This is a genomic window from Flavobacterium endoglycinae, from assembly GCF_017352115.1.
Taxonomy (GTDB): Bacteria; Bacteroidota; Bacteroidia; order Flavobacteriales; family Flavobacteriaceae; genus Flavobacterium; species Flavobacterium endoglycinae.
Genome location: NZ_CP071448.1, coordinates 4,632,244 through 4,648,113 on the forward strand (window position 1 = coordinate 4,632,244; position 15,870 = coordinate 4,648,113).

At 34.6% G+C, this 15,870-nt stretch carries 12 protein-coding genes; 10 read left to right on the forward strand and 2 right to left on the reverse strand.

Annotated elements, in window-relative coordinates; genetic code table 11:
* Positions 1 to 69 precede the first annotated feature (69 nt).
* Complete coding sequence (locus J0383_RS20310) at positions 70 to 1,461, forward strand: PepSY-associated TM helix domain-containing protein (protein ID WP_207295772.1); 1,392 nt, start codon at positions 70 to 72, stop codon at positions 1,459 to 1,461.
* 83 nt (positions 1,462 to 1,544) lie between these two features.
* On the opposite strand, the gene J0383_RS20315 is transcribed toward J0383_RS20310, so the two are convergent.
* Positions 1,545 to 2,483: an alpha/beta hydrolase gene (locus J0383_RS20315; protein WP_207295773.1), complete on the reverse strand. Its 939-nt coding sequence runs from the start codon at positions 2,481 to 2,483 to the stop codon at positions 1,545 to 1,547.
* Between the two features lie 407 nt (positions 2,484 to 2,890).
* Between J0383_RS20315 and J0383_RS20320 the strand changes: the two genes are divergently transcribed.
* The 8 genes from J0383_RS20320 to J0383_RS20355 all read left to right on the forward strand — a co-directional run bounded on the left by J0383_RS20320 (position 2,891) and on the right by J0383_RS20355 (position 12,714).
* On the forward strand, positions 2,891 to 4,360 hold the full coding sequence (locus J0383_RS20320) for an MFS transporter (protein ID WP_207295774.1): 1,470 nt from the start codon (positions 2,891 to 2,893) through the stop codon (positions 4,358 to 4,360).
* Positions 4,361 to 4,454: 94 nt separating this feature from the next.
* On the forward strand, positions 4,455 to 5,294 hold the full coding sequence (gene kduI / locus J0383_RS20325) for a 5-dehydro-4-deoxy-D-glucuronate isomerase (protein WP_207295775.1): 840 nt from the start codon (positions 4,455 to 4,457) through the stop codon (positions 5,292 to 5,294).
* A gap of 4 nt (positions 5,295 to 5,298) precedes the next feature.
* On the forward strand, positions 5,299 to 6,090 hold the full coding sequence (locus tag J0383_RS20330; protein WP_207295776.1) for a gluconate 5-dehydrogenase: 792 nt from the start codon (positions 5,299 to 5,301) through the stop codon (positions 6,088 to 6,090).
* Positions 6,091 to 6,114: 24 nt separating this feature from the next.
* Entirely contained in the window at positions 6,115 to 7,515 is a 1,401-nt protein-coding gene (gene uxaC / locus J0383_RS20335) for a glucuronate isomerase (protein WP_207295777.1), read from the forward strand.
* A gap of 176 nt (positions 7,516 to 7,691) precedes the next feature.
* Positions 7,692 to 8,714 carry a sugar kinase gene (locus J0383_RS20340; protein ID WP_207295778.1) on the forward strand — a complete coding sequence of 341 codons (1,023 nt, stop codon included), beginning with the start codon at positions 7,692 to 7,694 and terminating at the stop codon, positions 8,712 to 8,714.
* A 12-nt stretch (positions 8,715 to 8,726) separates the two neighbouring features.
* Complete coding sequence (locus J0383_RS20345) at positions 8,727 to 9,395, forward strand: bifunctional 4-hydroxy-2-oxoglutarate aldolase/2-dehydro-3-deoxy-phosphogluconate aldolase (RefSeq protein WP_207295779.1); 669 nt, start codon at positions 8,727 to 8,729, stop codon at positions 9,393 to 9,395.
* Positions 9,396 to 9,609: 214 nt separating this feature from the next.
* Entirely contained in the window at positions 9,610 to 11,058 is a 1,449-nt protein-coding gene (locus J0383_RS20350) for a tagaturonate reductase (protein WP_207295780.1), read from the forward strand.
* 33 nt (positions 11,059 to 11,091) lie between these two features.
* Entirely contained in the window at positions 11,092 to 12,714 is a 1,623-nt protein-coding gene (locus tag J0383_RS20355; RefSeq protein ID WP_207295781.1) for a UxaA family hydrolase, read from the forward strand.
* A gap of 376 nt (positions 12,715 to 13,090) precedes the next feature.
* Here the strand turns inward: J0383_RS20355 and J0383_RS20360 are convergent, their stop codons facing one another.
* Positions 13,091 to 14,119 carry a LacI family DNA-binding transcriptional regulator gene (locus tag J0383_RS20360; RefSeq protein WP_207295782.1) on the reverse strand — a complete coding sequence of 343 codons (1,029 nt, stop codon included), beginning with the start codon at positions 14,117 to 14,119 and terminating at the stop codon, positions 13,091 to 13,093.
* A 290-nt stretch (positions 14,120 to 14,409) separates the two neighbouring features.
* Between J0383_RS20360 and J0383_RS20365 the strand changes: the two genes are divergently transcribed.
* Positions 14,410 to 15,837, forward strand: coding sequence for a glycoside hydrolase family 28 protein (locus tag J0383_RS20365; protein ID WP_207295783.1), 1,428 nt, complete (start codon positions 14,410 to 14,412; stop codon positions 15,835 to 15,837).
* The last annotated feature ends 33 nt before the right edge of the window (positions 15,838 to 15,870 follow it).

Here is a 15,870-nt window from a genome sequence, read left to right on the forward strand (position 1 = left end):
TTTTTACCGTAAGTCTCTTTCTTAGGGGAGACTTACGGTTTTTTATTGATCCTATTTATCTATCTGAATATGTTTTCTTCTTCAAAATCAAAACCAAATAATAAGAAAAAAAGTAAAAAGTCGCTTTTTAAGCGCATCATGGCCTGGCTGCATTTATGGCTGGGATTGGCATCTGGAATTATTGTAGTTATTGTCAGCCTTACAGGTTGCATTTATGTTTTTGAAAACGAAATAAAAGATTTTATTGAAGATTGGCGTTTTGTAAAACCTCAAGAAAAAGCTTTTTTGCTTCCTTCACAATTGGTTACCATCGCCGATAAGAAAATGAAAGACAAAAAAGCAGCAAGCGTAACTTTTGGTGGAAAAGACGAAGCTGCTATTGTAGGTTATTTTGTTGAGAAAAAAGAAGAAAGCGGAAAAGGTGAGGATAAAAGAGGCGAACATAAACGGGAAGAAAAGAAAAAAGATTTAGCTCAAAATGCTAAAAAAGAAAAAGGTAAAGAAAAACCGAAAAGCAGAAGAAAAGGAACTTTTATAAGCGTTTATATGAATCCGTACACAGGAGAAATCCTAAACGTTAAGTCTTTTTCAAGAGGTGAATCACCTGATTTTTTTAGATGGATATTAAACGGACACCGCGCTTTATGGCTTCCGTATGAAATTGGACGACCAATTGTAGGAGTAGCCGTTTTAATTTTCGTAGTGCTTTTAATTTCAGGTATTGTGCTGTGGTGGCCTACCAAATGGATTAAATCAATTATCGATAAAAGCTTTAAAATTAAATGGAATGCTAGTTTTAAACGTGTCAATTATGATATGCATAATGTGTTGGGCTTTTACAGCTGTATTTTCCTGTTCTTTATTGCAGTTACTGGTTTAGTATGGAGTTTTGGCTGGTGGAGTAAATCCTTATACTGGGTAACATCTGGTGGAAAACCTTTGGTTGAAAACCGTGAATCTCCAAAATCGGATACCACAAATATTAAAGCTTTTAATATTTCTACAGCTGATAAAGTGCTGCTGAAAATGCGAAAAGAAAACCCTCAGGCCTCTGGAATTTTAATTTCAATTCCAGCAAAACCGGCAGATCCTATTGGTGCTTTTGTTTACAAACAAAAAAATACCTATTACAATATGGATCGTTATAGTTTTGATCAGCAGACTTTAAAGGAAATTTCCATAAAAACACCTTTTTCAGGAAAATATATAGAAGCCAATATTCCAGACAAAATCCGAAGAATGAATTATGACATTCACGTAGGAAGCATATTAGGACTCACAGGAAAAATTATTGCTTTTTTGGCCAGTTTGATTTCGGCTAGTTTACCTATTACAGGATTTATAATTTGGTGGGGAAAGCAAAAATTTGGTAAAAAAGCACCAGCATCAAAACCAAAAATAGCAAGTAAAGCAGTTCCAGCTGCGAAACTAAAAAATACAGCAAGCGAAGTAATCGCTTAAAGAGCATGAAATTGGTTTTTTAATTTCTCTTTGTTTTTTTTGATCAAAAGGCAAAACTTATTTAAGTTTTGCCTTTTGTGTTTTTAATTCAATTGATTCGCTTTCAGCCAATTTTCAAGCTGTTTTGGCCAGAATTTACTCGTATCGTTTGTTCCTAAACCAAACCCGTGTCCGCCTTTTTCATAAATGTGCATTTCTGCTGAAACACCATTTTTCTTCAATGCCAGATAGTAATTAATACTATTTTCAGGAATAACTACTGTATCATCTGTGGCATGAATTAAAAATGCAGGAGGAGTTTTGGCATTGACTTTCTTTTCGTTCGAAAAAGAATCAATCAATTCCTGCGAAGGACTTTCTCCTAATAAATTAATCTGCGAGCCCTTATGTGTAATTTCGTTTTCCATTGAGATTACCGGATAAATCAAAACTGAAAAATCTGGACGGGCACTAACTTTAAAAGCTGATTCATAGACTTTATCATCATAATGTGTCGACAAAGTAGAAGCTAAATGTCCGCCTGCAGAAAAACCCATAATTCCAATTTTATTGGAATTGATGTTCCATTTTGCAGCATTCTGCCTTACATAACGAATTGCTTCTTGGGCATCCTGCAATGGCCCGACATTTTTATTCTTCATAATCAAATCACTTGGCAGACGATATTTTAATACAAAAGCAGGAATTCCAAGAGTATTAAACCATTCTGCTATTTTGGTTCCTTCTTTGTCAATTGCCAAATGCGAATAACCTCCGCCGGGAAGAATAACTACTGCGGTTTGATTAGGTTTGGTAACAGCTGGAAAAAAGGCCGTTAAAGTAGGAACCGAAACCAAACTCGTGCTTTGTACTTTTCCGTCTTTAGATTCTTCTTTTTCCTTGTAATTTGATGCTTTAATCTCGTCTGGAATTGTATTCCAAAGCGGAATTACCTGATTTTGGGCATGAGTATATAATACTCCTGTGAAAAGCAGAAAAAACAATGAGATTCTTCTTAACGATAATGTTGCTGTATTTTTCAATTTAATAGATAATTATTTGTTATACAATTGTTTACTGCTTTGTTGCGTAAAATGTAACCGCTTTTCTGCACAATAGGATTGAATGCAAAAAGAGTCCTTAAACGCACGGAAACAGGACGATTTTACCCCTAAAAAAGGATAAAATTCACCTATTAGCTTTTAACAAATATATTGTTTAATGTGTAATTTTGAGTTCTTTTTTTTGAGCAATATGTTTATTTAAAGACTTAAAATAATTTTTTATACAATTTATTTGGAATATAAAGATTAAAAACTATATTTGTGCAATCGATTACATTATTGTCGCTTTGTTACTATAAAATGTTGATTTTAATCTCTTTAAAATAGATTTTTTTACTGCGAATTAATTTTTCGAAACTTTATATAACTATCTAATAACCACTACTATGAATCAAACAGATGCTGCAACAGCCAATCAGACCATTAAATCTGCAGGACGATATCGCTGGAGTATATGTGCATTGTTATTTTTTGCAACCACAATTAATTATTTAGACCGACAAGTTCTTTCATTGACATGGAGTGATTTTATAGCACCTGAATTTCATTGGACAAATAATAATTATGGTAATATTACAGCTTTATTCTCAATATTTTATGCTGTTTCTTTGTTACTGGCAGGAAGATTTGTAGACTGGATGGATACAAAAAAAGGATTTCTTTGGGCAATTGGAGTTTGGTCTATAGGAGCTTGTCTACACGCATTTTGTGGAATCGCAACTTCTGGAATCATTACAGGAAACTGGTTCGTAGGTTTTCATGGTTCTAAAGAAATAATCAGTACAATAAACGATACAGCCTTGGTAATTAATGTGAGTGTCGCTCTTTTTATTTTTGCACGTTTCGTTTTAGCAGTTGGAGAAGCGGGAAACTTCCCTGCAGCAATTAAAACAACAGCCGAATATTTTCCTAAAAAAGACAGAGCTTTTGCAACCAGTATTTTTAATGCTGGAGCAACAGTTGGAGCTTTGGCGGCGCCAGTTACCATTCCGTTTATTGCTAAATCTTTTGGATGGGAAATGTCATTCATTATCATTGGAGCTTTAGGATTTATATGGATGGGATTCTGGATTTTTATGTACGACAAACCAGAAAGACATTCAAAAGTAACGGCTGAAGAATTAGCTTATATCCAACAAGATGATGCAGTTGATCCTAAAATTAGTGAACTTACTTTAGAAGCAACTTCAAAAGTGTCTTTGGTGGAATGTTTTAAATACAAACAAACTTGGGCATTTGCTTTTGGTAAATTTATGACTGATGGTGTATGGTGGTTCTTTTTATTTTGGACGCCTGCTTATTTAAGTTCAGTTTACGGAATGGACTCTACAGAAGCAGCTCTGCCGTTGTTTGTCTTATACATGATTACATTATTGTCAATTATTGGTGGATGGCTGCCAACGTATTTCGTAGAGAAAAAAGGAATGAACCCTTATGAAGGAAGAATGAGAGCTATGCTGATTTTTGCTTTTTTTCCTTTATTAGCTTTGATTGCACAACCATTAGGTTACATTAGTTACTGGGTTCCTGTAATCATTATCGGAATTGCGGGAGCGGCTCACCAGTCTTGGTCGGCAAATATTTTTACAACAGTAGGCGATATGTTTCCTAAAAAAGCAATTGCAACAATTACTGGAATTGGAGGTTTAGCAGGAGGTGTTGGATCAACTTTAATTAACAAAGGTTCAGGAGTTTTATTTGATTACGCTAAAGAAACTGAAATGGTTTTTATGGGTTTTAAAGGAATTGAAGCTGGATATTTCATTATTTTCTCTATCTGTGCGGTTTGTTATTTAACAGGCTGGATTGTAATGAAATCATTAGTTCCAAAATACAGCCCAATTACGGATCTATAGATTTGTTCTAATTAAAAGATTTTTTGAATTTAAATTATGCTATTTGAATATAAAAAATTAATTTTGTGCAATCGATTACATTAAATAAAAAATTATGACAAAATATAGTTCAAGATACGCCTCTAGCCCTGAAGCTGTAAAAAAATATGATACACAGCAGTTACGAGAAGAATTCTTAATTGATGACTTAATGCAGGAAGATGAAATCGTATTGGTTTACTCGCATTACGATCGATACATTGCGGGTTCTGCAGTTCCTGTAAAAGGCGATTTGGCTTTGGAAACTATTGATCCGCTAAAAGCACCATATTTTTTAGAAAGAAGAGAATTAGGAATTATAAATGTTGGCGGAAGTGGTTCTGTTGTTGTTGAAGGTACAACTTATGAATTAGGTTTTAAAGATGCTTTGTATATCGGAGCTGGAAATAAAGAAGTGGTTTTTAAAAGCGATGACAGTAATAACCCAGCTAAATTTTATTTGAATTCTGCACCAGCTCACACAACTTACCCAACTAAAAAAGTAAGTTTAGCTGAAGCTAATAAATTACAGTTGGGAACAATGGAAACAGCGAATCACCGAACTGTAAACCAGATGATTATTGGAAGCGTAGTGACAACCTGCCAATTGCAAATGGGAATGACAGAATTAAAACCCGGAAGTGTTTGGAATACCATGCCGGCACACGTTCACGATCGCAGAATGGAAGTTTATTTCTATTTGGATATTCCGCAAGATCAGGCAGTTTGCCACTTTATGGGGCAACCACAAGAAACAAGACATATTTGGATGAACAATCATCAAGCAGTGATTTCTCCGCCTTGGTCTATTCACTCAGGTTCAGGAACTAGTAACTATACTTTTATCTGGGGAATGGCTGGTGAAAACCTAGATTACGGAGATATGGATGTTTGTAAAATCACTGATTTAAGATAAGAAAATGACAAACTTATTCGACATAAAAGGAAAAATTGCCCTTATTACAGGAAGCACGCACGGACTAGGAATGGCAATGGCTAAAGGATTAGGTCAGGCGGGTGCAACGATTGTGGTAAACGGAAATTCTTCTCAAGAAAAAATTGATAATGCTGTAGCAGAATTAAAAAGCGAAGGTATTACTGCAGTTGGTTACAAATTTAATGTAACGGAAGAACAAGAAGTAAAAACAGCGATTCAGAAAATTGAAACCGAAGTTGGACCTATCGATATCCTAATCAATAATGCTGGAATTATCAAAAGAATTCCGCTTTTAGATATGGAAGTTTCAGATTTCAGAGAAGTAGTTGATATTGATTTAGTAAGTCCATTTATTGTTTCCAAGCATGTTGCAAAAGGAATGATCCAAAGAAGACAAGGTAAAATAATCAACATTTGTTCTATGATGAGCGAATTGGGTCGAAACACCGTTTCTGCTTATGCTGCTGCAAAAGGAGGTTTAAAAATGCTGACCAAAAACATGGCAACAGAGTGGGCAAAATACAATGTTCAGATCAACGGAATTGGACCTGGATATTTTGCAACAGAACAAACAAAACCAATTAGAGTTGACGGACATCCGTTTAACGATTTTATTATAAGCAGAACACCTGCAGCCAAATGGGGAGATCCAAATGATTTAGCAGGAGCAGCAATATTTTTATCATCAAAAGCGAGTGATTTTGTAAACGGTCACATTTTATATGTTGACGGCGGAATTCTTGCTACAATCGGAAAACCTTCAAACGAAGAATAATTTTCATATTATATTTTAAAAACTATGAGCCAGACATTTATACACGATAATTTTTTATTAGAAAATAAATATGCTGAAGAATTGTACCACAATTACTCAAAAAATCAGCCTATTATTGACTACCATAATCACTTAAATCCTCAGTTTATTGCCGAAGATAAAATCTTCGACAACATAACAAATGTCTGGATAAACGGTGACCACTACAAATGGCGTGCTATGCGTACCTTAGGGATCAACGAGCAGTTCGTAACCGGAAATGGATCGGATAAAGATAAATTCTTAAACTGGGCAAAAACGGTTCCGTATACTATGCGTAATCCTTTGTATCACTGGACTCACTTAGAATTAGCGCGTTATTTTGATATTTATGATTTACTGAATGAAAAATCAGCAGAAAAAATCTATATCGAAACCTCTGAGAAAGTAAATTCTCAAGCGTACAGCACGCAAAACCTTCTTAAAAAAGTAAATGCTGAATTAGTTTGTACTACTGAAGATCCAATTGATTCTTTAGAATTTCACCAAAAATTCGCAAACAACTCAACTGGAATCAAGATGAGTACGGCTTTCAGACCTGATAAAGCCATCTTAATTGCTAATGATGGTTATAATGCATATCTGGACACATTAGGGGATGTGTCCGGAGTTGCAATTAATACGTATGCTGATTTGCAGTCTGCTTTAAGAAAAAGAATTGAATTCTTTAATGCAAACGGTTGTAAATTAAGCGATCACGGTTTAAATCAGATTGATTTTGAAAACTTTACAGAAAGTGAAGTAAATGCTATTTTCAAAAAGAAAAGAGAAAACGGCGAATTGTCTCCAGAAGAAGTTTTAAAATTCCACAGTGCCATTTTGGTTTTCTTGTCAGAAACGTATCATGAATTTGGATGGGTACAGCAGTTTCACTTAGGTGCATTGCGTAACAATAATGCTCGTATGCACAGAATTTTAGGCCCAGATACAGGATGGGATTCTATTGGAGATTATCCACAGGCACAAAAATTATCGGCTTTCTTAAACGCTTTAGACAGTAAAGATAAATTGACTAAAACCATTATTTACAACTTAAATCCAGCCGATAACGAAGTTATGGCCACTATGATTGGAAATTTCAACGACGGAAGTGTTCGCGGAAAAGTACAATTTGGATCAGGGTGGTGGTTCTTAGATCAAAAAGACGGAATGACAAAACAATTGAATGCGCTTTCAAACATGGGATTAATCAGCTGTTTTGTGGGAATGTTGACTGATTCAAGAAGTTTCTTGTCATTTCCGAGACACGAATATTTCAGAAGAATTTTATGTAATCTTTTGGGAGACGAGATCAAAAGAGGAGAACTTCCAAACGATATGGAATGGATTGGAAAATTAGTTTCAGACATCTCATACAATAACGCAAAAGAGTATTTCAAATTCTAATTTTTTCAACCATTAAGATATTAAGAAAATTAAGTTTTTGGGTTTAAATAGTTACTTAATAATAGAAAGATAATTAAGCGGGGATGCTTAATAAACTTAACTTTTACTCACAAAGAAAACATAAAGTAAAGCTTAATTTTCTTAATGTCTTAATGGTAAAATTAAAAATAAAAAAAATGAGTAAAGTAGTTGCATTTGGAGAAATCATGCTGCGTTTATCGACAGAAAGACATTTACGTTTTTCGCAATCTACAGCATTTGGTGCTACATACGGAGGCGGAGAATTTAATGTATGCGTGTCACTGGCAAATTACGGTTTAAACGCTGAATTTGTAACAAGATTACCTCAAAACGAAATTGGTTTATCGGCATTGAAAGAAATGCGAAAAATGAATGTCGAATGTAAAAATATAGTATACGGAGGCGAGCGTTTAGGAATTTATTTTCTTGAAACCGGAGCTGGAACACGCGGCAGTAATGTAGTGTACGATCGTGCGCATAGTGCGATGGCAACTATTGAAAAAGGCCAAATTGACTGGGAAAAAGTCCTGGAAGGAGCCGAGTGGTTTCACTGGAGCGGAATTACTCCGGCAATTTCTCAAACCGCAGCTGAAGCCTGTTTGGAAGCCATTAAAGTCGCTCATAAATTAGGAATTAAAATATCATGCGATTTAAATTACAGATCAAAACTTTGGCAGTATGGTAAAACTCCAAGTGAGGTTATGCCAGAGATGTTAAAATACAGTAATGTGATTTTAGGAGATATCGATACAGCTTATTTTATGCTGGGAATCCCGAAAGTAAATCCGAATTATCAGGATGAAAAAACACTTCCGGTTTTATATGAAAAACTGTTTGAGTTAATTCCAAATTTAAAAATTGCAGCGACTACGCTTCGTTATTCAGTAAGTGCCTCTCACCAAAGAATTGGCGGCGTTTTGTTTGATGGAAAAACACTTTATCAAGCAGCGGTAAAAGAAGTTACTCCAGTAGTTGATCGAGTAGGAAGTGGAGATGCTTTTATGGGCGGATTAATTTACGGATTGTTAGAATATCAAAATAATAACCAGAGAGCTTTAGATTTTGCAGTAGCGGCTTGTTGTTTAAAACACACTATTGCAGGGGATTATAATCTGGTTACTTTAAAAGAAGTTGAAAATATGATTGATGGCGATGGTTCTGCATTGGTATCAAGATAATTTAATAAAAACATGGCAAAATATTCAAGAATAGAAGTAGCACAGACAATGAAAGATAATGGAATGGTTCCGTTGTTTTTTCATTCTGATATTGAATTAAGTAAGAAGGTTTTAAAAGCGTGCTATGACGGAGGTTCCAGATTAATGGAATTTACAAGCAGAGGTGACTTTGCACACGAAGTTTTCGCTGCTTTAAACAAATATGCTCTGGCTGAATTGCCGGGAATGATTTTAGGTGTTGGTTCTGTTACAGATGCGGCATCGGCTTCATTATACATGAGTTTAGGAGCAAATTTTATCGTAACTCCAGTTTTTAGAGAAGATATTGCAATTGCCTGCAACCGTCGTAAAGTATTGTGGTCACCAGGCTGTGGAACTTTATCTGAAATTGCAAGAGCAGAAGAATTAGGATGCGAAATTGTAAAATTATTCCCTGCTGACACTTATGGACCAGAATTTATTAAAGCCATAAAAGGACCTTGCCCGTGGACAAACATTATGCCTACTGGCGGTGTTTACCCAACAGAAGAAAGTTTAAGTTCATGGCTGAATGCTGGAGCGACCTGCGTTGGTTTGGGTTCACAGTTAATTTCAAAAGATATATTAGAAAATAAAGATTTCAATGGCCTAACTGCTAAAGTAAGTCAGGTTTTGGATATCATAAAAAATATAAGAAAATAAATAAGGAGTAATCATGCCAATTCCTTATTTAGATGCGTTTTTTTTAGATTTTAGAGATTGTAATTGAACATTACGCTTGCGGAGCAGATTTTGTCACTCCTCACAGCAAACTTTGTCCTTATACAGGTGTAATGTTTCATTTACAATGTATCCGAATTAATAAAAGATAATAAGGGAAAGAAGTGGTTATTTAAAACACTTTAATCAAGAAATAATGGAAAAAATAAACAGATCAAATTCAGAGTTTTCAAACAAACTTCCTATAAAAATTGTCCAATTTGGAGAAGGAAACTTCTTAAGAGCCTTTGTTGAATATGCCATCCAAAAATTAAATCAAAAAGCTTATTTTAATGCTGGAATTGCGGTGGTTCAGCCTATCGATAAAGGTTTGGTGAACATGATTAATGCGCAAGACGGATTGTATACTCTTTTTATGAAAGGAGTAAAAAAAGGAGAAGAAATTCAGGAAAAAGAATTAATAACGAATATTGTTAAAGCTGTTGATCCATACGCTTCTTTCCAAGAATATTTAGCTTTGGCTAAAGAAGAAGAATTAGCTTTTATTATTTCAAATACAACAGAAGCAGGTATTGAATACATTGCTTCAGATACAGTAACAATGCAGCCTCCGGTTTCATTTCCGGCAAAATTAACCGTACTTTTATACGAGAGATTTAAGCACTTTAAAGGCGCTTCAGATAAAGGATTAACCATCATTCCATGTGAATTAATCAATTATAACTCAGATACTTTAAAAGAAGTTATTTTGAAATACTGTGTAGACTGGAAATTGGAACAAGAATTTGTTTCGTGGTTGTTAAATGACTGTTCTTTCCATAATACATTGGTTGACAGAATTGTTCCTGGATATCCAAAAGATCAAATCGAAGAATACAACAGACAGTTAGAATATAAAGATGATTTAATCGTAAGTGCCGAAACGTTCTTTTTATGGGTAATTGAAGGTGATGATGAATTGAAAGCAAAACTTCCGTTTCACAAAACTGATTTAGATGTTAAAATCGTTGAAGATATGCAGCCATATCGTACACGTAAAGTAAGAATCTTAAACGGAGCACATACCGCAATGGTGCCGTTTTCATTGCTTTATGGAAACGAAACTGTAAAAGAAACTGTTGATAATCCGTTTACGGGAGAATTTATCAATAAAGCGGTTTTTGAAGAAATCAACGAAACTTTAAACATGGACAAAGAAGAACTGGCAAGTTTCTCTGAAGAAATTTTAGACCGTTTCAGAAATCCATTTATCAAACATTTATTATCATCGATCGCTTTAAATTCAATTTCTAAATTTAAAGTTCGTGTATTGCCAAGTTTAACAGGATATGTTGATGTTCATGGTAAACTTCCCGTTCACTTAACTTTCGCTTTCGCAGCCTTGATCCGTTTTTACAAAGGAACTTGGAACGGACAAGCTTTACCAGTCAACGACAGCGAAGATATTGTAACATTCTTTGATGGTTTATGGAAATCAGATGACTATGAAAAAATCGCCAGACTTACTTTGCAAAACAAAAATTTCTGGGATGAAGATTTAACGGAAATTCCTTCGTTAACAAAAGCAATTACAATTGCTTTAGAAGAAATTGATGCAAACGGTGTTGAAGCTGGTTTTGCTAAGTTTCAGGAAAGAATAAAATAAAAAAGATAAAAAAACAAAGAACAAAGGTTGATTATGGCAGCGCAGAAAAAATTAATAAAAGTACATCCAACGGATAATGTTGCGGTGGCTTTGGTAAACCTTACAGCAGGCGAGGTAATTGATTTCGAAGGAGAGTCAGTTACAATTGAGTCTGATGTAAAAATGAAACATAAGATTGCGATGGTTCCTTTTAATATAGGAGACAGAATCATTATGTATGGTGTTTTGGTTGGAAAAGCAAGCGCCAGAATTGAAAGAGGTGGACTTCTTTCTACAGAAAATGTAAAACACGAAAGTGATAAAGTTACTGGCAAAACAGAAACTATTGGCTGGACGGCTCCAAATGTAGACAAGTGGAAAGACAGAACATGGCAGGGATATCATAGAGAAGACGGACAGGTAGGAACAGAAAACGTTTGGCTATTCTTCCCATTAGTTTTCTGTGAAAACAGAAATATCGAAATCCTAAAAGATATTTTTGAGAAAGAATTAATGAAACCAAAAGAGAACGATTACCAGTTATTGCTTCGTTCTTTGGTAAAATCAGAAACTGGAGGAGCAGGAAATGAAGCAGCATCAAATGATGCTAATTTATTCAACAATATTGAAGTAAAATTCATTACACATCAAGGTGGTTGTGGAGGTATTCGTCAGGATTCTCATAGTTTGGCTAAATTATTAGCGGGTTATGTAAACAATCCAAATGTTGCGGGAGCAACTGTGTTAAGTTTAGGATGCCAAAATCTTCAAATTTCGATTTTCAAAGATGCTCTTAATGCGATTAATCCAAACAGTAAAAAGCCTGTTTTGATTTACGATCAGCAATCTATAGGAACTATCGAAACAATGCTTAGCAGTGTTGTAAAAGATACTTTTGAAGCGATTAAAAAAGCAAACGAAATTAAGAGAGAACCAGCTCCATTATCTAAATTAAGAATTGGTTTAGAGTGCGGTGGATCTGATGGATTCTCTGGTATTTCGGCAAACCCAACATTGGGAGTAACTTCAGATTTATTGGCTGCTTTAGGAGGAACAACTATTCTTTCTGAGTTCCCTGAATTATGTGGAGTAGAGCAGGAATTAGTAAACCGTTGCGTAGAAGACGAAAGCGGAAAACGTTTCTTGGATTTAATGCAATGGTATGAAAAAACAGTTGTAGACGCTGGTTCGGGATTTGATATGAATCCATCTCCGGGTAACATTAAAGACGGTTTGATTACAGATGCAATGAAATCTGCAGGAGCTGCTAAAAAAGGAGGAACATCTCCAATTACAGGAGTTTTTGATTATGGAGAATACATTACAAAACCTGGTTTAACTTTGCTTTGTACGCCAGGAAACGACGTTGAATGTACAACAGCAATGGTGGGATCAGGAGCAAATATGGTATTGTTTACAACAGGTTTAGGAACGCCAACAGGAAATCCAATTGCACCGGTAGTTAAGATTTCATCTAACACACAATTAGCGAATAAAATGTCAGATATCATCGATATTGATACTGGTGGAATTATCACTGGGGAAAAATCGATTGAAGAAATGGCAGATGAAATGCTGGAATTTATTATTGATGTAGCAAGTGGTACGATCAAAACAAAAGCAGCGCTTTTAAATCAAAACGATTTTATTCCTTGGAAAAGAGGAGTTTCACTTTAATTTTTTTAGGTTCAAAGTTGCAAAGAGACAAAGCAACAAAGGTTTATATGAAGAGACGCACATTTGTGCGTCTTTTTTTTTGAACCATATAAGTGATATAAGTTCATTTTTTAGTTATAAAGTTGCAAAGAGACAAAGGTCTATATAGAAGACGCGCTGTTTTGCGCCTCTTGTTTTTGAGAAAGCTTCGAAGAAGCGAAATATTTATAGGTTGCAGAAAAATATGTCGCTCCGCTGGAGCTTTATGTTGAACCCTAATCTTTTGCTATAAATATTTCGCTTCTCCGAAGCTTGCATAAAAAAAAAGCCCATTCTAAAATGAGCTTATATGACTTATATGGTTTAATAAAAACGGTTTTAAAATACTTTTTTTTGGCTAGAAATTGGTTCTCGATGATGATTTACGGATATGTAATTCAGGTGCAAGAACGACCTTTTTCTCTATTTTAATCGTATCTGTTTTGTCTACTTGTTCAAGGAAAACACGAGCAGACATTTTTCCCATTTCAAGCGGTGACTGGTCTACAGAAGTGATTGATAATTCCATGAATTTGGTAAAAGGCTCATTACTGAAGCCAGCGACACAAAACTCATTCGGAATGCTGATATTTCTTTCTTTCAATTCCTGAATTGCGCCTAACGCAGCAAAATCACTAGATGAAAATATAGCATCTGGCGGCGTTTCTAACTGCAGTAGTTTATCTACAGCTTCTTTTCCAGCTTCTACGCTACTTTTAGTACGAATTACATATTCTTCTTTAAATTCAATTCCGTGGTCTAAAAGAGCCTGTTTGTATCCTAAAAACCTGTTTTTGAAGATTTCCAGCGACTGGTCTCCTGAGAAATGCGCGATATGTCGGCAGCCCTCATTAATTAAATGTTTGGTTGTTAAATAACCTCCTCTAAAATCATTTATAGTTACCGAGCTTACACCATCAATGTGTTTACTTCTATCAAAGAAAATAAGCGGTACATTTTTTTGTAATACATTTTGGAATGCTCCGTCATTTTCGTCGGTTACATCGGTTACAGACATAAGAATGCCGTCAACCTGTGCATCGATTAAAGTATATAAGTTTTCATTTTCTCTTTTCTTGCTCTCATGAGTCTGACAGATAATCACCTGATAACCATGAGGATGAAGTTCTTCTTCGATTCCTCTGATGACTGAAGCAAAAAAATTGCTGTCAATACGAGGAACGATCACTCCAATATTGTTACTACGACCGCTTTTTAATGCTAAAGCAAGTTTATTCTGCTTGTAGTTCATTGAGGCAGCGGTTTTAATAACCAATTCACGAGTACTCTCTTTGATCTTCGGATTGTTATTCAACGCTCTGGAAACAGTAGCTGCAGTGATATTTAGTTTTTCCGCAATATCATAAATGGTTACTTTTTCGCTCATTAAAAACGGTTTTACAAGTTAAATTCTTTGACAAAAATACATTTTTTTAATATAATCTAACATTTAATGTTATCGATTACCATAATTAAAAACTACATCGATTTAGATTTTACAATGATAATAAATTACAATAATTTTTGCATTAAATGTAATTATAATTCTTAATAAAAATTAAAAATACAATTTATTTCTAAATAAATTTGGTTGGTTAGAACATATTTTCTACTTTCGTGTAATCGATTACATAATTATTTATGTTTTCACCATGTTAAATCAGAAATTCAATTCTAATGAATCCAGATAAGGTTACAGCGTTTAAATCTATTGTTTCTGCTTGTGTAATGGTTGTTTTAACTATATCGTGCTCAAAAAAAACTACATCTGTTTCAGAATCTGATCCGTGGCGAAGAATGGAATTCATCATAAAAAACCTTCCAAAAACAAATTTTCAGGATAAAACATACAATATAGATGATTTTGGAGCGGTCGCTGATGGGAAAACATTAAACACTCAGGCATTCCAAAAAGCAATTCAAACCTGTGCATCAAATGGCGGAGGAAAAGTACTTGTCCCAAATGGAAAATATTTAACTGGGGCTATTCATTTAGAAAGTAACGTCAATCTTCATTTAGAAGATCAGGCTGAAATTCTTTTCAGTTTAAATCCGAAAGATTATCCAATTGTTCATACTTCTTGGGAGGGCACTGAAGTCATGAATTATTCTCCTTTGATTTATGCCAAAAATAAAACCAATGTTGCCATAACCGGAAAAGGAACTTTAAACGGTCAGGCCGACAACACCAATTGGTGGATTTGGTCTGGAGGAAAAAATTATGGCTGGAAAAAAGGAATTCCTTCCCAGAATGATCCACAGAATCGTGAAGTTTTGGTAGATATGGCTGAAAGAGGGACTCCAGTAAACGAAAGAGTTTTTGGTGAAGGAAGGTATTTGCGTCCTAATTTTATTGAATTTTTTGAATGCAATACTGTTTTGGTAAAAGACATAACAGTAATTAATGCTCCGTTTTGGATTCTACATCCAATAAAAACCAATAACATGATTATTGATGAAGTTACTGTAAACAGCCACGGACCAAACAATGATGGCTGTGATCCTGAATATTCTCAAAATATTATCATTAGAAACTGCACGTTCAATACTGGTGATGATTGTATAGCTATTAAAGCAGGACGTGATGCAGACGGAAGACGAGTAGCGATTTCAAGCAAAAATATTATTGTCCAAAACTGCAAAATGATTGATGGTCATGGCGGAGTGGTAATTGGAAGCGAAATTTCGGCAGGAGTAAACAATGTTTTTGTAGAAAACTGTGTAATGGACAGTCCAAATCTAGATCGCGCCATTCGTATTAAAACCAATTCAAAAAGGGGAGGAATTATCGAGGACGTTTTTGTAAGAAACCTTGAAGTAGGAACTGTAAAAGAATGTGTACTCAAACTTAATATGTTCTACAATGTTTACGGATCTCAAACGGGAAATTTTATTCCAACTATCAGAAACATACATCTTGAAAATGTAAATGTTAAAAACGGTGGTAAATACAGTATTTGGGCAGAAGGTTACGAGCAATCGCCAGTAGAAAATATAACACTAACGAATGTAAAAATAGAAAAAGTAGACTCCATCTACTTATTGAAAAATGTAAAGAATTTAAAATTTAATAATACCTATATCAATGGAAATAAAGTAAAATAGAAACTATAACTAATAATTTAACCAAACCACTTA